The following is a 17,972-nucleotide window of genomic DNA, read 5'->3' as shown; positions in this document are numbered from 1 at the left end:
ACGCACCGGCCGGCGTCGAGGGGATGGTGTGGTCCGCTCCACAGTAGAACTCGGCACACCGGATGTCCATTAGTCGAACACAGTGTTCCACCGTCCTGCTCAGCGGGCGGGTCCGGCCCCGGCCGGCAGCTCCGCGTGCTGCAGGGCCAGGATGACCGCGCCCGCCACGTGGGCCTGGATGCCGAGCCGGGCGGCCTCGATCCGCAGGTCCTGCACGCCGCCGCGGATCCCGTAGCGGGAGACGATCTCGCGCAGCGGGTCGAGCAGCAGGTCCCCGGCGCGGGAGATCTCCCCGCCGATGACCACGAGCTCGGGGTTGATGATGTTGCACAGGTTGGCCACGCTGGTGCCCAGCATCCGGCCCGTGTCGCCGATGACTCGGGCGCAGCCGACGTCCCCGGCGGCCGCGGCGGCGACGAGGTCGGGGATCGTGAGGTCCGGGCCGTGCGTGTCGGCCAGCAGCCGCGCGGTCTCCTCCGAGGAGACGTAGGTCTCCAGGCAGCCCCGGTTGCCGCACCGGCACACCCGGCCCCGCTCGTCGACGGTCGAGTGGCCGATCTCGCCCGCCGACCCCGTGGCGCCGCGGAAGAGGGCGCCGTTGAGGATGAGGCCCGAGCCCACGCCGTGGCCGATCTTGATGTAGGCCATGTTGCGCGCCCCCCGTCCGGCTCCCCACGCGTGCTCGCCCAGGGCCCCCGCGTTGGCGTCGTTCTCGACCACCACGGGCAGGCCGAGCCGCAGGCCGGCCTCCTCGCGCACGTCGATCCCGCTCCAGGCGGGCAGGATCGCGCTCGCACTGATCAGCCGGCCGTCCAGGTCGACGGGCGCCGGCAGGGTCAGGCCCGCGGCGAGCAGCTCCGGGCGGGCGGTGCCGAGGCCCTCCAACAGGTCGTCCAGGGCCCGCCCCGCGAGCTCGAGGTCGTCGGCGAAGCGGTGCCCCGCGGGCAGGTCGTGGCGCCGCTGGGCGTGGATCCGCTGGTTGAGGTCGGCGACCGCGACCGTGAGGTGCCGGTGCCCCACGTCGATGCCCACCACGTGCCCGGCCGACCCGCTGAAGCTGATCAGCTGGCCGCGGCGGCCCGCGTTGTCGGCCTCCATGACGAGCAGGCCGGCGCCGATGAGCTCGTGCACGATGTTGGACACCGTGGACGGCGCCAGGGCGGTGCGCCGGGAGATCTGGGCCTGCGTCAGGTGGCCGTTGCGGCGTACGGTGTCGAGCACGCGGCGCTGGTTGGCGTTGCGCAGGGATGTCTGCGAACCCGGCTTGGCGCGGGGCTCGACGGGCTCGGACATCGTCGTCCTCTTTCGCCGGTGAACATGTGCCGAAGCAAGATTCTATTCATCATTCATAGGTCGAAGACAGGGGGAGTCCTCCCCGGGCCGCACCGGCCGCCGCCCCGGGCGGTGGCGGCACCGCGCCGGTCTCCGGTGCTCAGGGCGCGGCGGCGGAGTCCGCGAGCAGGGCCCTCGTCCGGGCCACCTGGTCGCGGGAGGCCGCCACGAAGTGCTCGTCGCGGGTGACCACCGTGGGGACGGTGGCGTTGCCGTCGTTGAGCGACTCGACGAACGCCTGGGCGTCCCGGTCCTCCCAGATGTTCGTCCAGGTGGCGCGGTCGGCCTCCTCCGCCAGGCCACGCTCGAGCATGCCGCAGAACGGGCAGCCGGGCCGCCAGTAGATCGCGACCCCTCCCTGCGCGACGTGCTGCGCGGCCTCGGCGTGGGAGGCGGCCGGGCGGGCGCGGCGGGACGGGTCCTTCTTGAACACGGGTGCTCCATCGTCGGTCGGGTGGCACGGGGCCTCGTTGGCGGATCAGTCTAGTGCGGCACCCCCGGCACGTCATCGTCCCCCGAATGTGGGACATGCCGGCCGTCCCGGCCTCGGTGCCGACGACGTGCGGCGCCCTCCGCACGGAAAGCACCACAACCCCGCGGCGTTAATGATGAGGTGCAGTGCACGGCTGTTCCACGTGAAACGGAGGAACGACATGAACAACATCCTTTTGGGGTTGATCGAGTCGTCGCCGCCCGATGGCCGAGCGCGGGTCTGCCGACGAGCGCGCCGGCGCCCCACGCCCCTCGCACAGCTTCATGATTTGTCATCCTCTGTGTCCGGTCGGAGAAATCTGGGCGAAGACCCTTGTCAGGGGCCTGCCGAGCCGTCGTGCCCACGTGGTGTATGTCATGGTGGTCACCATGGCATTCCCGGCACAGCACTCTTCCCCCCGGCCGGTCCGCTCGACCTGGTCCCTGCCCCAGCTGCACCAGTGGGTGGTCGTCCCCTTCATCGTCGTGCTCGCCACGGCGACGGTGGGTCGGCTCCTGGTGTACTCGCCGGGCATCGCGGCCCGGGAGACCGAGGTCCTGCAGCAGCTCGACGTCGCACGCTCCGGCGCGCTCGACCTGACGGCCCTCGCCCTGCACCACGCCTTCTCCACCCCCGGGGCGCTCGCCGTCGTCGTCGCGCTCACCGCCTGGCTCGCCCGGAGCCGGCGGCGTCCCTGGGACGCGGCCGGCTTCGCCGTCACCGCGCTCTGCGGCTGGGGCGCGGTCGCCCTGGCCAAGGTGGCGGTCGGGCGGCCCCGCCCGGACGCCGCGGCGCTGGCCGAGCCGCTCGTCCTGGTGGACGGCATCACCTCGTTCCCCTCCGGGCACACCGGCGCCGCCCTGGCGATCGCGGCGGCCTTCTGCCTCGCGGTGCGCCGGTCCGGTCGGGCGCCGGCGGTCCTGGCCGCGGGTGTGGGGGTCGCGGCGCTCGTCGGCGTCTCCCGGCTCTACCTGGGGGTGCACTACCCGCTCGACGTCCTCGCCTCCTTCCCCGTCGCGTGGGCCGGGCTCGCCGTGGGCTGCGGACTGGCCAACCTGCTCGTGCCCGCGCTGGCCTACGGTTTCGGCTGGCAGCAGGAGGGCGCGGGGTGGGACGCCGTCGAGCCGGCGCCGGCGGCGCAGCCGGCGCCCGAGGAGGAGTCCCGTCCGGTGACGAACCGGATCCCCGTGGTCGCACGCCGCTCCGACCACCACGCCGCCTGAACGGGCGCGCCGGGGAGCGGCCGGGTCAGGGTCGGATCCGCCGGTGGGCGGGCCACCAGATGACCCGCCCGAGGTCGTAGGTCAGGGCGGGCACCAGCAGCGAGCGGACGACCAGCGCGTCCAGCAGCACCCCGAACGCCACGATGAACGCCAGCTGCACCAGGAACATGATCGGGATGACGGCCAGGGCCGCGAAGGTCGCCGCGAGCACGATCCCGGCGGAGGTGATCACCCCGCCCGTGAGGGTCAGGCCCCGCAGGATGCCGGCCCGGGTGCCGTGGCCCAGGGACTCCTCCCGCACCCGGGACATCAGGAAGATGTTGTAGTCGATGCCCAGGGCCACGAGGAACACGAAGCCGAACAGCGGCACGGAGGGGTCGGCACCGGGCAGTCCCAGGACGTGCTCGAACACCAGGGCGGAGACGCCCAGGGCGGAGAAGTACGAGACCACGGTCGTGAGGATGAGCAGCACGGGGGCCAGGACGGAGCGCAGCAGCAGCATGAGGATCAGCGTGATCACCACGAGGATCACCGGGATGATCAGCGTGCGGTCGGCGATCGACGTCTCGTTGGTGTCCAGGTTCGTCGCGGTCGTCCCGCCCACCAGGATCTCCTCGTCCACCGCGGACAGGTTCTCCCGCAGCTCCCGGACGGTCCGCTCGGCGGCGGGGGAGTCCGCGGCGTCGGCCAGGGTCGCCTGCAGCTGGTAGAGGCCCTCCGCCTCGGTCGGCTCCACGCCGGCGAACGGGCCGACCGGCGGGGCCGCGCCCTCCCCCAGGGGCAGGGTGCCGGAGGGCGAGTCGTCGGCGACGGCGGCCACGTCGGCGACGCCCTCGGTGTCCTCCACCGCAGCGACCGCGGCGTCCAGGGAGCCGGTGGGCACCAGCACGACCGCCGGGCTGCCGGAGCCGCCGGGGAAGTGCTCCGCGAGGGCCTCCTGGCCGTCCCGGGCCTGCGACTCCCCGAGCACCAGCTCGCTCTGCTCCACGCCCGTGGCCTGGAACTGGGTGCTGAAGCCGGCCAGCACCAGCAGCACCGCCGTGGTCACGACCCAGATCACCCGCGGGGCGCGGGCCACGAAGCGGGCCACGGCCGCCCACAGGCCCCGCCCCTCCACGGTCGGACGGCGGCCGGCCCCGTGGCCGACCACGCGCACCCGCTCGACCCCGGAGGCGTCGAAGCGGGGCCGGAACGGCCAGAAGGCGCCCCGCCCGGTGGCGTAGAGCACCGCGGGCAGGAAGCTCAGGGCCGCCAGGATCGACATCAGGATGCCCACCGAGGCCACCGGGCCGAGCGCCTGGTTGGAGGCGAGGTCGGACAGCAGCAGACACAGCAGGCCGGCGACGACCGTGGCGCCGGAGGCGACGATCGGCTCGACGGACCCCCTGAGCGCCGCCCGGGTCGCCTCGGCCCGGCCGCGGTGGTGCAGCAGCGCGTCGCGGTACCGGGCCGTGTACAGCAGGGAGTAGTCGGTGGCCGCGCCCACCACGAGGATGAACAGGATGCCCTGCACCTGGCCGCTGATGGTCACGAGGTCGTTGGCGGCCAGCCAGTAGACGACGAGGATCGCGGCGCTCAGCGCGAAGACCGAGGTCAGCAGGACGAGGACGGGCAGGACGGGGGAGCGGTAGACCACCAGGAGGATCACGAAGACCACGGCCAGCGCCACGCCCAGCAGCAGGCCGTCGATGCCCTCGAAACCGGCCACCAGGTCCGCGGTGAACCCGGCGGGGCCGGTGACGTAGGCCTCCAGGCCGTCCGGGCGGTCCTGCGCGAACCGCTCCGAGAGCGCCTCGACGTCCTCGACGACCTCGCCGTCCGGCAGCGGCACCACGACCTGGAGGGCCTCGCCGTCCTCGGCGGGAAGGGGAGGGGACGGGCGCCCCTCCACCGGCCCGCTGTCCTGGACGGAGGCCACGGTCTCCTCCGCCCACGCGCGGTCCGCCGGCTCCAGGCCGCCCTCGCGCACGAGGAGCACGATCGCGGGGATCGCGTCCGAGTCCCGGAACTCGCCCTGCAGGTCCGTGACGCGGGTGGACTCGGTGGACTCCGGCAGGAAGCTGGACTGGTCGTTCGTGGAGACCTCGGAGATCTTGCCGAAGTACGGCCCGCCGACCCCGGCCACGGCCAGCCACCCCACGATGAGCAGCGCCGGCAGGAGCACGCGCAGCAGCGCTGCCCCGCGGGAACGCCGCGGCGACCGGGGCTCACCGCACCAGGGGGCAGGTCGGGACCGGGTGGGGGCCGAGGAGGGCATGGCGGGCCTTTCGGAAGCGGCGGGAGCGGTCCCGGCGGCATCGGGACCGGGCCCGGGCTCGGCGACCGCCGGATCCGGGTCCGGCACCAGCCTAATATTTCGAAAACAGAAATAAAACGTGGGGCTCAGTCGTAGACGGCCTTCACGCTCAGCACCGGGCAGGGGCTCTCGAGCAGGACGCGCTGGGCGGTGCTGGCCGTGATGATCTTGCCCACGGGGGAGCGGCGGCGGATGCCGAGCACGATGAGCTCGGCCTCCCGCTCCCGGGCGGTGTCGAGGATGACGTCCGCGGGGTCGCTGTCGTGGTCGGGCTCCCGCAGCTCGTAGCGCAGCCCGGAGCGGGCGAGCTTCTCCCGCTCCACGTCGATGTCGGCCCCCACCTCCGGCGGCTGGTGGCGCTTCGGCCGCGGCTGGACCACCACCAGATCGGTGCCACGGCGCTCGGCCTCCCGGATCGCGGCGTCCAGCGCGGCGTGTCCGGGGGCGGTGGGCATGTATCCGACGACGACGGTCACGGTCTCTCCTCGGTCAGGGCCGCCCCGAACGGGCGGACCGGGTCACAGGGTGCGGTGCGGGTCCCCGCCCTCGGGGTCGTCCTCCAGCCGGGCCAGGTCCTCGGGGTGCTCGAAGCGCACCTTGCGGCCGAGGAACAGCCGGTCGTAGACGAAGTTGACGATCCACAGCCCCAGGCCGATCAGCAGCAGGACCACCGCGATCTGGTACTCGATGGGGTCCTGCGCCCACGGCCCCACGAGGTAGGCGCAGGTGATCGCGCCCAGGTACGGGAGCGCCCGCGGCGCGTGGAAGTGCTCGTGCGTGGGGCCGTGGTCCCTGCGCAGGACGATCGCCGCGATGTTGACGATGGTGAACACTCCGAGGAGCAGCAGCGCGGTGGTGCCGCCGAGGGCGCTCGCCGTCCCGCTGCCGAGGAGCTTGTTGATCGTGATGATCAGGCCCATGGCGAGCAGGGTGGTGAACACGATCGCGGACCACGGGGTCCGGCGCCCGTGCAGCACGTGTCCCAGGAAGGGCGGCAGCACGCCCTGCCGCGCCATGCCGTAGAGCAGGCGGGAGGCCATGAGCATGTTGATCAGCGCGGTGTTGGCCACGGCGAAGATCGTCAGGAACGGGTAGATGACGTCGATCGGGATGTTGGGGGCCCCGATCCGGACCATGTCCAGCAGCGGCGTGGTCGACTCCCCCAGCACGCCGATGGGCACGACCGCCACGGTGAAGACCGAGACCAGCAGGTAGACGGCGCCCGTGACGCCCAGGCCGAAGAGCATCACGCGGGGGAAGTCGCGGCTGGGGTTCTTGGTCTCCTCGACCATGTTCACGGAGTCCTCGAACCCCACGAAGGAGAAGAACGCGAGCGAGGTGACGGCGGTCAGCGCCAGGAAGATGCCCTTGTCCTCGGAGGTCTCGAAGATCATGGTGCGGCTGAAGTCCGCCTTGCCCTGGAAGGACGCCCAGAACCCGACGAGGATCACGATGAGCAGACCGGTGAGCTCGATCGAGGTGAGGACCACGTTGAAGACCAGACCCTCGGTCACGCCGCGGATGTTGATCGCGGCGAGGATCGCGATGAAGGTCACGGCGATCACGGTGATCCCGGTCGTGCCCACCTCCAGGCCGAAGCCCCGGGCGAAGTTGGACGCCACGGCGGAGGCCGCGGTGGACGCCGAGGTCAGTCCCGAGCTGAGCACGGCGAAGGTCACCAGGAACGTGATGAAGTGGATGCCGAAGGCCTTGTGCGTGTACAGGGCGGCCCCGGAGGCCCCGGGGTACTTGGTCACCAGCTCCAGGTAGGAGAACGCGGTGATGGTCGCCACCACGAAGGCCACGAGGATCGGGGCCCAGGCGGCGCCGCCGATCTCCCCGGCGATGTTGCCGGTCAGGGCGTACACGCCGGTGCCGAGGATGTCCCCCACGATGAACAGCAGCAGCAGCCCCGGGCCCATCACCCGTTTGAGCTCCGGCTGCGGACGGGACCGGGTCTGGGAATCGGCGGACTGGGCCATCGGGTGCCTCGAATCGGTCGTGCCCGGCGCACGCCCGGCCGGACGGTGGTCTGAGCACAGACTATGCCACGACCCGGGGCGCGGCGCAGGGGTGACGCGGGGCCCAGGGCGCCCCGGTCGGGTGAGGACCCGGCCGGGGCGCCCAGCGGGTCGGGGCCCGCTGCGGATCGAACCCGCTCAGCGCACCCCGCGCATCAGGCGGCGGATCCAGGGGGAGAGCACCAGCAGGGCCGCGCCGATCACGATCGTCACCGCGCCGAGGGCGCCGAAGTAGGCGGCCTCCGACTGCTCGCTGTAGTACCCGGCCAGGGAGCCGGACAGGGCGGTGCCCAGCGCCACGGAGAGGTAGAACAGGGAAACCATCAGCACCGGGTAGGCGTGGGGAGCCAGCCGGGTGGACAGGGACAGGCCGACCGGGGAGACCAGCAGCTCGCCGAGGGTGGCGACGAGCAGGATCAGCGCGGCCCACAGCACCGGCACGGAGGACACCCCGACCATCGGCAGGAAGATCAGGAACGCGGACCCCATCAGGATGATCCCGAGACCGAACTTGGCGGGGGTCGACGGCTGGCGGTCGCCCAGGCGCGTCCACAGCACCGCGAACACCGGGGCGAGCAGGATGATGAAGAACGGGTTGAAGGACTGCACCCAGGAGATCGGCATGGTCCAGTCGCCCAGGGCCCGGTCGAGCCGGGTGTCGGAGTAGATGGTGATCACGGTGAACTGCTGCTGGAACAGCGCCCAGAAGGCGGCCGAGCCGATGAACATCGGGATGAACGACCGCACGCGGGAGCGCTCGTCGTCGTCGAGCTTGGCGCTGGTGAGCAGGAGCACGAACAGGGCCACGGCCGCCAGCACGGTCACGACCACCACGACGTCCGCGAGGTTGCCCGCGGTGAGCAGGCCCGTGAGCACGGACGCCGCGACCACGGCGAGCGCGGCGAGCGCGACGCCGATCCACCGGCCGTACTGGCTGCGGGGCAGGGGGTTGGGCACGTGGTGGACCTCGCCGGGCAGCCGGCGCCGGCCCAGCGCGTACTGGGTGAGCCCGAACGCCATGCCGATCGCGGCGAGGCCGAAGCCCAGGTGGAAGCCCCACGTCTGCTGGGCGAGGCCGGTGAGCAGCGGGCCGGTCAGGCCGCCGATGTTCACGCCCATGTAGAAGATCGAGAACCCGGCGTCCCGGCGGGGGTCCCGGCGCTCGTAGAGGGAGCCCACGAGGTTCGTGATCGTGGCCTTGAGCCCGCCCGAGCCGACGGCGATGAGAACCAGCCCGATCGCCAGGCCGGCGACCGCGGGGAGGAGGGCCAGCGAGATGTGCCCGGCCATGATGAGCACGCCGCTGACGAACATGGTGCGCTCGGAGCCCAGGAGCCGGTCGGCCACCCACCCGCCGAGGATGGCGAACAGGTAGACGGCGCCGCCGTATGCGCCCACGATGCCGGCGGCGGTGGACTGGTCGATGCCCAGTCCGCCCTCGGTCGTGGCGAAGTACATGTAGAGCAGGACGATGCCCTGCATGCCGTAGAAGGAGAAGCGCTCCCACAGCTCCACGCTGAACAGGTTCGCCAGCATGCGGGGCTGTCCGAAGAAGGTCTTTCCCTCGGGGCGCGGCAGGTCCGCGCCCGGGATGTTGTCGGGGGTGCCCTGCGGGGCGGCACTGGTGGTGCCGTCGCCCGCCCGGGAGGTGTCGTGTTCCATGATGACCATGGTTCACCCGTCGGCCGGGTCCGCACCAATCGGCGGCCGGGACGGGCGGGCCCGGCCGCCGTGCAACGGTTCCGTCACGGGACGTTCCGCGGCCCCGCCGCCGGGCTAGCGTGGGGACCGGCCGGACGAGGGGCGCGGCGAGGAGGCAGGACGTGGGGACAGAGCGCGACGAGGACAGCGGTCGGGACGGCTCCGGCTGGGCCGGGCACGTGTACGTGGGCGTCAGCGTGGACGGGTACATCGCCCGCCCGGACGGCGACCTGGCCTGGCTCGAGAGCCGCGGGGCCGCCGCCGCGGAGGCGGGGGCCGGGGACCTGGGCTACGAGGCGTTCATGGCCGGGATCGACGCCGTGGTCCTCGGCCGCGTCACCTACGAGCAGGTCCTGGGGTTCGGGGACTGGCCCTACGGCGAGCGTCCCGTCGTGGTGCTCGGCTCCGGCAGCTCGAAGACGAAGACGAAGACGAAGGCGGAGGCGGAGGCGGGGGCGCCGGTGCGGTGGGCGGCGTCCGTGCCGAGGGCGGTCGAGCTGCTCGACGCCGTGGGCGCCCGCCACGTCTACGTGGACGGCGGCGCCACGATCCGCTCGTTCCTCGACGCCGGCCGGATCGCCGACCTCGTGCTGACCCGCGTGCCGGTGCTGCTGCGGGAGGGCATCGCCCCGTTCGCGGGGGCGGGCACGGACGTCCCGCTGGAGCTGGTGGACGTGCGGTCCTTCCCGGGCGGACTGGTCCAGGAGACCTACCGCGTGGCCGACCCGCACCGGGCAGGACGGCGCCCGCACCGGTGAGCACCGGTGCGGGCGGCCGTCAGGGGCGGGGGACCGTGCCCGGACGGCGAGGGCTCAGTTGAAGTCCTTCGGGTCCGAGCCGATGCGCCCGCCGTTGTCGAGGCCGTTGATGGCCTCGACGTCCTCGGCGTCGAGCTGCACGTCGAGGGCCGCGAAGTTCTCGCGGATCCGCTCGGGGGTCACGGTCTTGGGGAAGACCACGTTCCCGATCGCCAGGTGCCAGGCGATGATGACCTGACCCGGGGTCGCGCCGTGCTTGCGGGCGATCGCGGCGATGGCCGGGTCCTCCAGGAGGTCCCCGCCCTGGCCCAGGGGGGACCACGCCTCGGTGAGGATGCCGTGGGAGGCGTTGAAGTCCCGCAGCGCGGCCTGGTTGAAGTAGGGGTGCAGCTCCACCTGGTTCACCACCGGGACCACGCCGGTGGCGTCGATGATCTCCTGCAGCTCCTCCCGGGGGAAGTTGGAGACGCCGATCGAGCGGGCCTTGCCGCTGTCGCGGATCTGTCGGAAGGCCTTCCAGGTCTCCAGGTACTTCCCGCGCTTCGGCGTGGGCCAGTGGATGAGGTACAGGTCCACGTACTTCAGGCCGAGGCGCTCCAGGGAGGCGTCGATCGCCTTCAGCGCGGAGTCGTGGCCGTGGTCGTCGTTCCACAGCTTGGTGGTCACGAAGATCTCCTCGCGCGGGATGCCGCTGCCGGCGATGGCCCGGCCCACGCCCTCCTCGTTGCCGTAGATCATGGCGGTGTCGATGTGCCGGTAGCCGGCCGCCAGGGCCTGGCCCACCACGTCCTCGGCGATGTCGGCGTCGACCTGCCAGACACCGTAGCCGAGCTGCGGGATGGTGCGGCCGTCGTGCAGGGGCAGGGTGGGGGACTGCGTCATGGACTGGGTCATGGACCGTGCCTTTCGTGGGGAGCCAGCCGGTGGCTGGACGGGGTTGGCCCCGGGACTCGATCCCGGAGCCGGTGTCCGTCGTTCAGTCTGTGGCCGCCGGGAGCCCGTGACAAGGACAGCAGGCTGCTTTCCGCTCTCAGCTGTCGCCGTTCCCGGGTCGGTGCCCGGCTTTCGGCGCACCGTCGCGGGTGCTCACCGGGGCGGTGCGGGACGGATCCCTCCGGACAGAGGGTCCGGCCGGAGCTCCGGCAGGAGGCGGGGCAGCGCCTCGGCGGAGCGGGCCCGCACGGCCCAGTCGGCGTGCGGCGTGAGGGCCGTGTCCTCGGGATTGACCTCCACCACGGGGATCCCGCGGCCGGCGGCCACCAGCAGGAGGGAGGCCGCGGGCTGCACCAGCCCCGAGGTGCCCACCACGAGCACCAGGTCGGCCTCCGCCACGGCCTCGGCGCCGCGCTCCAGGGCGCCCTCGGGCAGCGGCTCCCCGAACCACACGACCGCGGGCCGGACGGCTCCGCCGCACGCCGGGCACACCGGCGGGCGCGCACGGACGGGCTCCTCCGGGTCCGCCGGGTGCTCGGGGGACAGGCCGGGGACGAGGGTCTCGGGGACGGCGGTGCCGCACGCCGAGCAGCGGAAGGCGAACAGGCTGCCGTGCAGGTGGGCGAGGACCTCCGACCCGGCCCGCTCGTGGAGGTCGTCCACGTTCTGGGTGACCACCTGCACGCGGGCCCGCCCGGCCCACCGGGCGATCGCCCGGTGCCCGGGGTTGGGGTGCAGCCGGCGCAGCTGCCGCGCCCGCCACAGGTACCAGGACCACACGAGCTCCGGGTCGGCGTCCCAGGCCTCGGGCGTGGCCAGCTCCTCCGGGGACCACCGGGCCCACAGCCCCGTCCCGGCGTCGCGGAACGTGGGCACTCCGCTCTCCGCCGACATGCCGGCGCCGGAGAGCACGGTGACCGTGCGGGCGGACCGGGCGAGGTCGAGCAGGTCGGGATCCAGGGCGTCCATGCCGCCCACGGTATACGCGCGGGGCCGCCCGGGCCACGGTCCGCCCCGCGGCCGGCCGCGACCCTGGGTGCGGGCCGGGAATCGCGCGCGCGCGTTGGTCGATCCGCGCGCGCGCGTGATGGAATGGAACCCATGAAGTTCAACGTCCAGCGCGTTCTCACCCCGGCCTACCTGACCTCCGTCGCCCTCATCGTGATCGGAGTGCTCCTCGGCCTGGCGTGGTACCCCGTCGCGGCGTGGGTGTTCGTGCTCCTCGGCCTCGCGCTCAACGCGATGGCCGTGTCCGTCACCGAGATCCACGACGGCCCTCGCGCGGCCGGCCAGCGCCCGTCCCTGTCCTCGCGGCTGCCCCGCACCCGGCGCCCCGCCGACGAGCTCGGCGAGGAGTCCGTCGACGAGTTCGGCGACGAGCTCGCCGACGACCCGGTCGGTGCGACGGGCAGCGCCCCGGCGGGCCGTTCCACGGGAGTCCCGGGCCGGACGCCCGTCGAGCCGGAGGCCGAGACGGCTGCGACCCCCACGGTGCCGCACACCGGCTCCCGGGCGCTCCGCCACCCGCGCTGACGCCCTGCCGCCGGGGTCCCGCCGTGTATCCTCCGACGCAGCACCGCGGGTCCGCGGAGTGCACCGAGGGGGTCCCCGACCCCGGGGAGGACCGCCGGCCATGACCGCACACGTCCGGAGCGTCAACGTCGGCCGGGCCGAGGAGAACCCCGCCCGGTCCTCCCTGCCCACGGGGATCCGCAAGCGCCCGGTGGCGGGACCCGTGGAGGTCCGCGAGCCGGGCCCGCGCCAGGGCGGTCTGGGCTCCGGGGTGGCCGGGGACTTCATCGGCAACAGCACCTACCACGGCGGCACGGACCAGGCGGTCTACGCGTTCGCTCGCGAGGAGCTGGACTTCTGGGCGGGAGAGCTGGGCCGGGAGCTGCCGGACGGCTCCTTCGGCGAGAACCTCACGCTCTCCGGCGTCGACGTGGACGGCGCCCGGCTGGGCGAGGTCTGGCGGATCGGGGACGTGGTGCTGCAGGTGACCGACGCCCGCATCCCGTGCGGCACGTTCCGCGGGGTCATGCAGGTGCGCGGGTGGCTGCGGCGGTTCACGGAGCGGGGCCGTTCGGGGGCCTATCTCAAGGTGCTCGCGCCGGGCACGGTCCAGGCCGGGCAGGCGGTCGACCTGGTCCGCCGGCCCGGGCACGGGGTGGGGGTGACGGACGCCTTCCGCGCCCAGACCACCGAGCGGGAGCGCCTCCCGGAGCTGCTGCGGGCGGGGGAGGACCTCTGCGAGCAGCTGCGTCGGAGGATCGAGAAGGAGCGCCGCGCGGAGGCCCGCCGGGCGCAGCGGGAGGGCGTCAGTTGAGGGCGGCGCCCCGGTAGACCTGCTCGACCTGCGCCTCGGAGAGCCGCGTGTCGATCACCGCGGTGCCCTCGGGGTCGTCGCGCAGGAAGCGCACCGGCCCGTGCGAGCCGACCTCCAGGAGCAGGGCCGCGTCGGCGTCGTAGACCGCCTCCACCACCGTGCGGAACCGGGAGCCGCGGACGGGGTTGACGGACAGCTCGAGGCGGGCACGCACCCGCCCGCCGTCCTCGGGGGTCTGCGCCCCGGCACCGTCCTGCGCCGCGACGGGCTCCAGGGTCAGCTCCCGCACCACGCCCACGCCGTGGTCCACCACGTGGGCCAGGCGGGTGCCGAGCCGGCCCTGGGCCGCGGTGAAGGCGCGGCGCAGCCGGGACGTCCACCACAGCGCGGTGGCCACGAGGAGCGCGGCGATCAGCGCGAGCGGCCACACGGACCCGGAGCGGGACCACTGCTGCCACAGCAGGACCACGGCCAGTGCGGTCAGCAGCGGGACCACGAGCAGCATCGAGGTGCCCAGCCGCTCGCCCCACGACGGGCGGTCGGAGGTGCCGTCCTCGCCGTGCGCGGTGCGCAGGCGCTTCATCACCTGGACGTCGAAGTCGCGATCGTCCGCGGGAACGGGCCGGGGCCAGGTGCCGAGGGAGTCCATGGTCCCCATTATGGGGCGCGGGCGGTGCGGGGCCGGCGGCGGGGTGCCGGCTCGTAGAATCGTGCCCATGACCGAGACCCGATGGCTGTCCCCCGAGGAGCGCGAGGCCTGGCTGGCGCTCGTGTCCATCATGTTCACCCTGCCCGGCAGCATCGAGTCCCAGTTGCAGGCCGAGGCCGACCTCAGCCTCGCCGAGTACCTCGTCCTGGCGATGCTCTCCGAGGCCCCGGACCGGCGGCGGCGGATGTCGGACCTGGCCACGGCCACCAACACCTCGCAGTCCCGGCTGTCGCGGATCGTGGCGCGCCTCGAGCGCGACGACCTCGTGGTGCGCACGGGCGACGAGAAGGACAAGCGCGTGGTGCTCGCGGAGATCACCGACCGCGGCATGGAGAAGGTCGAGCAGGTGGCGCCGGGTCACGTGGCCCACGTCCGCCGCACGGTGATCGACCGGCTCACCCCCGTCCAGGTCCAGCAGCTCGCCCTGATCGGGCGCCTCGTCGAGGACGACGCGCAGGGCCCCACGGCCCGCGGCATGGCCGCCGACCAGCTGTGACGCACCGGCACGCCCCTCATGAAATTTGACTGGGAAAGTATTTCTGTCTAGGGTCGTGACATGTCCACGACGCACGCGCCCGAGCGCGCCACCGCCCCCGCACCTCGGTCCCGGCCGCCGGCCCCACCCTCGGGCTGACCGTGCTGCGGGTCGTCCTCGGCCTCACGTTCCTGCTCCACGGCTGGCAGAAGGTCGGCGAGTGGACCCTCGCCGGCACCCGGGCGGCGTTCGCGCAGATGGGCGTGCCGCTGGCCGAGGTCGCCGCGCCGGCCGTCGCCGTGCTCGAGCTCGCCGGCGGGGCGCTGCTGGTCCTCGGCCTGGGCACCCGGGTGGTGGCCGCCCTTCTGACCCTCACCATGCTCGGGGCCCTCGTCCTCGTGCACCTGCCGGCCGGCTTCTTCGCGGCCGACGGCGGGATCGAGTTCGTCCTGGTGCTCGCCGCGGGCACGCTGCTCCTGGCCCTCACCGGGGCCGGCCGCTGGTCGGTGGACCACGTGCTCGCCGCGAAGCGCCGGGCCGCCGCCCGCGCCTGATCCACCGCCGACACCGCCCGCACCGCCGCGGCGGTGTCGGCGCGGGGGCGTAAAATCGGTCCGGCGCGGCGCGCACCACCACGGCGCCGGGCCGGTTCCAGCGCGGGCGATCCCCGCAGATCGGGGGCTCACCCATGAGCATGCAGAACTCGCCGTACATGGTCCTGTGGCGGACGGTCCAGGGCCAGGACGTCAAGGACCGCCGGATCAACCGGGAGACCCTGCGGCGCATCGTGGCCTTCGCCCGCCCGCACCGCTCCCCGCTCACGGTGTTCCTGGTGATCTCGGTGCTCACGGCCCTGCTGGGCGTGGTCACCCCCGTCCTGGCGGGCGACGTGGTCAACGCCATCACCGGCGGCGACGACGTCTCCGTGGTCGTGCGGCTCGCCGTGGCCATCGCCGCGGTGGCGGTGCTCGACGCCGCGCTGGGCATCGTCAACCGCTGGCTCTCCTCCCGGATCGGGGAGGGGCTGATCCTCGACCTGCGCACGGCGGTCTACGAGCACGTGCAGCGGATGCCGATCGCCTTCTTCACCCGCACCCGCACCGGGGCCCTCGTCTCCCGGCTCAACAACGACGTGATCGGCGCGCAGCGGGCGTTCTCCAACACCCTCTCCGGCGTGGTCAGCAACATCGTCTCGCTGCTGCTCACCGTCGTCGTCATGGTCACGATCTCGTGGCAGGTCACGGCCCTGTCCATGCTGCTGCTGCCCATCTTCCTGGTCCCGGCCCGCGCCATGGGCGGGCGCCTGGCCCGGCTCCAGCGGGAGGCGGCCCAGCACAACGCGTCCATGTCCACGCAGATGACCGAGCGGTTCTCCGCCGGCGGCGCCACCCTCGTCAAGCTCTTCGGCCGGCCGGAGGCCGAGGCGGCCGAGTTCGCCCGCCGGGCCGGCCGCGTGCGGGACATCGGCGTGCGGGTGGCGATGCTGCAGACCGTCTTCGTCACCGCGCTCACCCTGGTCTCCGCGCTGGCCCTCGCGCTGGTCTACGGGCTGGGCGGCGCGCAGGCCATCCTCGGGAACCTGGACGCCGGCGACGTCGTGACCCTCGCCCTGCTCCTCACCCGGCTCTACGCCCCGCTGACCATGCTCGCCAACGCCCGGATGGACATCATGAGCGCCGTGGTCAGCTTCGAGCGCGTCTTCGAGATCCTGGACCTCGTGCCCCTGATCCAGGAGCGGCCCGGGGCGCGGGCCCTGCCCCCCGGCCCGGCGTCCGTGGAGTTCGACGACGTCCGCTTCGCCTACCCCTCCGCCGAGGAGGTCTCCCTGGCCTCGCTCGAGGACGTCGCCGTGCTCGACTCCCGGGGCGGCGAGGAGGTGCTGCACGGGGTGGGCTTCACGGTGCTGCCCGGGCAGACCGTCGCCCTCGTGGGCTCCTCGGGCGCGGGCAAGTCCACCATCGCCCAGCTCGTGGCCCGGCTCTACGACGTCACCTCCGGGGCCGTGCGGATCGGCGGCACGGACGTGCGGGACGTGACCTTCGCGTCGCTGCGGGAGACCATCGGGATGGTCACCCAGGACGGGCACCTGTTCCACGAGTCGATCCGGGAGAACCTCGTGCTCGTGCGCCCCGAGGCCACGGAGGAGCAGCTGTGGGACGCCCTGGCCAGGGCCCGGATGGAGCACGTGATCCGGGCCCTGCCGGACGGGCTGGACACCGTGGTCGGCGAGCGCGGCTACCGGCTCTCCGGCGGTGAGCGCCAGCGGCTGACGATCGCACGCCTGTTGCTGGCCGCCCCGCGCGTGGTCATCCTCGACGAGGCGACCTCCGCGCTGGACTCCACCAACGAGGCCCACGTGCAGGCCGCGCTGGGCGAGGCGATGGAGGGGCGCACGGCGCTGGTCATCGCCCACCGGCTCTCGACCATCCGCTCCGCCGACCAGATCCTGGTGGTGGAGGACGGCCGGATCGTGGAGCGCGGCCGGCACGCCGAGCTGCTGGCGTCGGGCGGGCGCTACGCCGAGCTGTACGAGACCCAGTTCGCGGACCAGGAGGTCTGACCGGTGGCCCACGACGTCCTGGCGCGCCTCGGGGTGGACGCCCCGGGCGCGCTGGCGGTGGTGCTCTCGGCCGTGGGCATCTACCTGGCGTTCCTGCTCATGGTGCGCGTGCTCGGACAGCGCGTGCTCTCCCGGCTGTCGACCTTCGACGCGGTCGTGGCGGTGATGCTCGGGGCCGTGGCCGGGCGCGCGGTGCTGGGGGACACGCCCACCCTCGCCGCGGCGGTGCTCGGGCTCGGCACGCTCTTCGCCCTGGAGGCCGGGTTCGGCCGGCTCCGCTCCGGGATCCGGGCGTCCGCGCTGATGAACAGCCGGGCCGTGCTGCTGATGGCCGGCGACCGGGTGCTGGAGGCCAACCTGCGGCGGGTCCACGTGGTGGAGCCCGAGCTCCACGGCGCCCTGCGGATGGCGGGCGTGCGCCATCCCGGCGAGATCGCGTGCGTGGTCTTCGAGGCCTCGGGCACGATCAGCGTGCTCCGGCGCGGCGCACCGGTGGACCCCCGGCTCCTGGAGGGCGTGCGGGACGGGCACCTGGTGCCGCGGGAGCTGCTGGCGGTCAGTCCTCCGGATCCCACTCCTGGCCGTCCGCCAGGGCGTTGAGCTCGTAGGCGGTCCTGCCGTCGAGGGACTCGCGCAGGATGTCCGCGTGTCCGGCGTGCCGGGCGTTCTCCTCGACCATGTGCAGCGCCACCCACCGGGCGGGCCAGGTCCCCAGGTCCTGCGGGAACCACGGGGCGTCCGGGACGGGGATGCGGGCCTCGAGGTCCGCCGTCCGCAGGCCGCTCTCCATGCGGTCGGCCAGGGTGCGCAGCGCCGCGCCCAGCGACTCGGCGGTGTCGTCCGGGCGCACGGCCTCCGGCAGGACGGCACCGGCCGCGTGGTCGGCCGGGTCGTGCGGCTCGTCCGGCGTCCGGCCGGGGTCGGTGAGCACGGCGAACAGACCGTGCTCCCCGATGAACAGCACGTGCCGGGCCAGCGCGCCCAGGCTCATGGCGCTGGCGGACGGGGTCGCCCGCAGTTGTGCGGCGTCGAGGCCCTGCAGGGTGGTGGCGATCTGGCGGACCTGCTGGCCCGCGAAGGTGGCCAGGGCGTCGCGCTCGTCGGTGACGGTGGGGGTGAGGAAGGCCATGGTGCTCTCCTGGGATCGGAACGGAACGGTGCGGAAC

General features: G+C 73.6%; 18 protein-coding genes. 8 read left to right on the top strand and 10 right to left on the bottom strand.

Going from position 1 to position 17,972, the window contains the following annotated elements; genetic code table 11:
- Positions 1-99 precede the first annotated feature (99 nt).
- A complete protein-coding gene (locus ACWCOM_RS03060) occupies positions 100-1,293 on the bottom strand; it encodes an ROK family transcriptional regulator (protein WP_454547262.1) in 1,194 nt (397 codons plus the stop codon).
- Positions 1,294-1,432: 139 nt separating this feature from the next.
- Complete coding sequence (locus tag ACWCOM_RS03055; RefSeq protein WP_454547261.1) at positions 1,433-1,765, bottom strand: glutaredoxin domain-containing protein; 333 nt, start codon at positions 1,763-1,765, stop codon at positions 1,433-1,435.
- 428 nt (positions 1,766-2,193) lie between these two features.
- Between ACWCOM_RS03055 and ACWCOM_RS03050 the strand changes: the two genes are divergently transcribed.
- Positions 2,194-3,027: a phosphatase PAP2 family protein gene (locus ACWCOM_RS03050; RefSeq protein ID WP_454547260.1), complete on the top strand. Its 834-nt coding sequence runs from the start codon at positions 2,194-2,196 to the stop codon at positions 3,025-3,027.
- Positions 3,028-3,052: 25 nt separating this feature from the next.
- Here ACWCOM_RS03050 and ACWCOM_RS03045 read toward each other — a convergent pair whose 3' ends face one another.
- The 4 genes from ACWCOM_RS03045 to ACWCOM_RS03030 form a co-directional block, all read right to left on the bottom strand.
- The gene (locus tag ACWCOM_RS03045; RefSeq protein ID WP_454547259.1) at positions 3,053-5,284 is read right to left on the bottom strand and encodes an MMPL family transporter; all 2,232 of its coding nucleotides are present in this window, start codon (positions 5,282-5,284) and stop codon (positions 3,053-3,055) included.
- Positions 5,285-5,409: 125 nt separating this feature from the next.
- Positions 5,410-5,799, bottom strand: coding sequence for a universal stress protein (locus ACWCOM_RS03040; RefSeq protein ID WP_454547258.1), 390 nt, complete (start codon positions 5,797-5,799; stop codon positions 5,410-5,412).
- A gap of 42 nt (positions 5,800-5,841) precedes the next feature.
- Positions 5,842-7,305 carry an APC family permease gene (locus ACWCOM_RS03035; RefSeq protein WP_454547257.1) on the bottom strand — a complete coding sequence of 488 codons (1,464 nt, stop codon included), beginning with the start codon at positions 7,303-7,305 and terminating at the stop codon, positions 5,842-5,844.
- Between the two features lie 177 nt (positions 7,306-7,482).
- Positions 7,483-9,006, bottom strand: a complete 1,524-nt coding sequence (locus ACWCOM_RS03030) for a peptide MFS transporter (protein WP_454547256.1) — start codon at positions 9,004-9,006, stop codon at positions 7,483-7,485.
- A gap of 161 nt (positions 9,007-9,167) precedes the next feature.
- Between ACWCOM_RS03030 and ACWCOM_RS03025 the strand changes: the two genes are divergently transcribed.
- Positions 9,168-9,803 (top strand): dihydrofolate reductase family protein, encoded by a 636-nt coding sequence (locus ACWCOM_RS03025; RefSeq protein WP_454547255.1) that lies wholly within the window; start codon positions 9,168-9,170, stop codon positions 9,801-9,803.
- A gap of 54 nt (positions 9,804-9,857) precedes the next feature.
- On the opposite strand, the gene ACWCOM_RS03020 is transcribed toward ACWCOM_RS03025, so the two are convergent.
- Both ACWCOM_RS03020 and ACWCOM_RS03015 read right to left on the bottom strand, forming a co-directional pair.
- Entirely contained in the window at positions 9,858-10,685 is an 828-nt protein-coding gene (locus tag ACWCOM_RS03020) for an aldo/keto reductase (protein WP_454547318.1), read from the bottom strand.
- A 204-nt stretch (positions 10,686-10,889) separates the two neighbouring features.
- Positions 10,890-11,705, bottom strand: a complete 816-nt coding sequence (locus tag ACWCOM_RS03015; protein ID WP_454547254.1) for an NAD-dependent deacylase — start codon at positions 11,703-11,705, stop codon at positions 10,890-10,892.
- Between the two features lie 132 nt (positions 11,706-11,837).
- On the opposite strand from ACWCOM_RS03015, the gene ACWCOM_RS03010 reads away from it, so the two are divergent.
- The gene (locus ACWCOM_RS03010) at positions 11,838-12,269 is read left to right on the top strand and encodes a hypothetical protein (protein ID WP_454547253.1); all 432 of its coding nucleotides are present in this window, start codon (positions 11,838-11,840) and stop codon (positions 12,267-12,269) included.
- Between the two features lie 100 nt (positions 12,270-12,369).
- Positions 12,370-13,062 carry an MOSC domain-containing protein gene (locus ACWCOM_RS03005; RefSeq protein WP_454547252.1) on the top strand — a complete coding sequence of 231 codons (693 nt, stop codon included), beginning with the start codon at positions 12,370-12,372 and terminating at the stop codon, positions 13,060-13,062.
- Here ACWCOM_RS03005 and ACWCOM_RS03000 read toward each other — a convergent pair.
- Entirely contained in the window at positions 13,055-13,711 is a 657-nt protein-coding gene (locus ACWCOM_RS03000) for a hypothetical protein (protein ID WP_454547251.1), read from the bottom strand. The genes ACWCOM_RS03005 and ACWCOM_RS03000 overlap by 8 nt on opposite strands.
- A gap of 67 nt (positions 13,712-13,778) precedes the next feature.
- On the opposite strand from ACWCOM_RS03000, the gene ACWCOM_RS02995 reads away from it, so the two are divergent.
- From ACWCOM_RS02995 to ACWCOM_RS02980, 4 genes are all read left to right on the top strand, one after another.
- Complete coding sequence (locus tag ACWCOM_RS02995) at positions 13,779-14,267, top strand: MarR family winged helix-turn-helix transcriptional regulator (protein ID WP_047805059.1); 489 nt, start codon at positions 13,779-13,781, stop codon at positions 14,265-14,267.
- A 140-nt stretch (positions 14,268-14,407) separates the two neighbouring features.
- Positions 14,408-14,800, top strand: a complete 393-nt coding sequence (locus tag ACWCOM_RS02990) for a DoxX family protein (RefSeq protein WP_454547250.1) — start codon at positions 14,408-14,410, stop codon at positions 14,798-14,800.
- Between the two features lie 134 nt (positions 14,801-14,934).
- Positions 14,935-16,806, top strand: coding sequence for an ABC transporter ATP-binding protein (locus ACWCOM_RS02985; protein ID WP_454547249.1), 1,872 nt, complete (start codon positions 14,935-14,937; stop codon positions 16,804-16,806).
- A gap of 3 nt (positions 16,807-16,809) precedes the next feature.
- Positions 16,810-17,406 carry a DUF421 domain-containing protein gene (locus ACWCOM_RS02980; protein ID WP_454547248.1) on the top strand — a complete coding sequence of 199 codons (597 nt, stop codon included), beginning with the start codon at positions 16,810-16,812 and terminating at the stop codon, positions 17,404-17,406.
- Here ACWCOM_RS02980 and ACWCOM_RS02975 read toward each other — a convergent pair.
- Positions 17,363-17,935 (bottom strand): mycothiol transferase, encoded by a 573-nt coding sequence (locus ACWCOM_RS02975; RefSeq protein WP_454547247.1) that lies wholly within the window; start codon positions 17,933-17,935, stop codon positions 17,363-17,365. The two genes, ACWCOM_RS02980 and ACWCOM_RS02975, sit on opposite strands and share 44 nt — an antisense overlap.
- Positions 17,936-17,972: the final 37 nt, after the last annotated feature.

Source organism: Kocuria sp. KH4 (assembly GCF_053711175.1).
The sequence above is the reverse complement of the archived record's forward strand: the minus strand, read 5'-3'. Positions and strand labels throughout refer to the sequence as shown.

Bases quoted from the DNA above. Each gene is read 5' to 3' on its own strand.
- ACWCOM_RS03045 (WP_454547259.1), bottom strand. From the start codon at position 5,284: ATGCCCTCCTCGGCCCCCACCCGGTCCCGACCTGCCCCCTGGTGCGGT.
- ACWCOM_RS02995 (WP_047805059.1), top strand. From the start codon at position 13,779: ATGACCGAGACCCGATGGCTGTCCCCCGAGGAGCGCGAGGCCTGGCTG.
- ACWCOM_RS03015 (WP_454547254.1), bottom strand. From the start codon at position 11,705: ATGGACGCCCTGGATCCCGACCTGCTCGACCTCGCCCGGTCCGCCCGC.
- ACWCOM_RS02985 (WP_454547249.1), top strand. From the start codon at position 14,935: ATGAGCATGCAGAACTCGCCGTACATGGTCCTGTGGCGGACGGTCCAG.
- ACWCOM_RS03060 (WP_454547262.1), bottom strand. From the start codon at position 1,293: ATGTCCGAGCCCGTCGAGCCCCGCGCCAAGCCGGGTTCGCAGACATCC.
- ACWCOM_RS03050 (WP_454547260.1), top strand. From the start codon at position 2,194: ATGGCATTCCCGGCACAGCACTCTTCCCCCCGGCCGGTCCGCTCGACC.
- ACWCOM_RS03020 (WP_454547318.1), bottom strand. From the start codon at position 10,685: ATGACGCAGTCCCCCACCCTGCCCCTGCACGACGGCCGCACCATCCCG.
- ACWCOM_RS03010 (WP_454547253.1), top strand. From the start codon at position 11,838: ATGAAGTTCAACGTCCAGCGCGTTCTCACCCCGGCCTACCTGACCTCC.
- ACWCOM_RS03035 (WP_454547257.1), bottom strand. From the start codon at position 7,305: ATGGCCCAGTCCGCCGATTCCCAGACCCGGTCCCGTCCGCAGCCGGAG.
- ACWCOM_RS02975 (WP_454547247.1), bottom strand. From the start codon at position 17,935: ATGGCCTTCCTCACCCCCACCGTCACCGACGAGCGCGACGCCCTGGCC.
- ACWCOM_RS03030 (WP_454547256.1), bottom strand. From the start codon at position 9,006: ATGGAACACGACACCTCCCGGGCGGGCGACGGCACCACCAGTGCCGCC.
- ACWCOM_RS03000 (WP_454547251.1), bottom strand. From the start codon at position 13,711: ATGGACTCCCTCGGCACCTGGCCCCGGCCCGTTCCCGCGGACGATCGC.
- ACWCOM_RS03005 (WP_454547252.1), top strand. From the start codon at position 12,370: ATGACCGCACACGTCCGGAGCGTCAACGTCGGCCGGGCCGAGGAGAAC.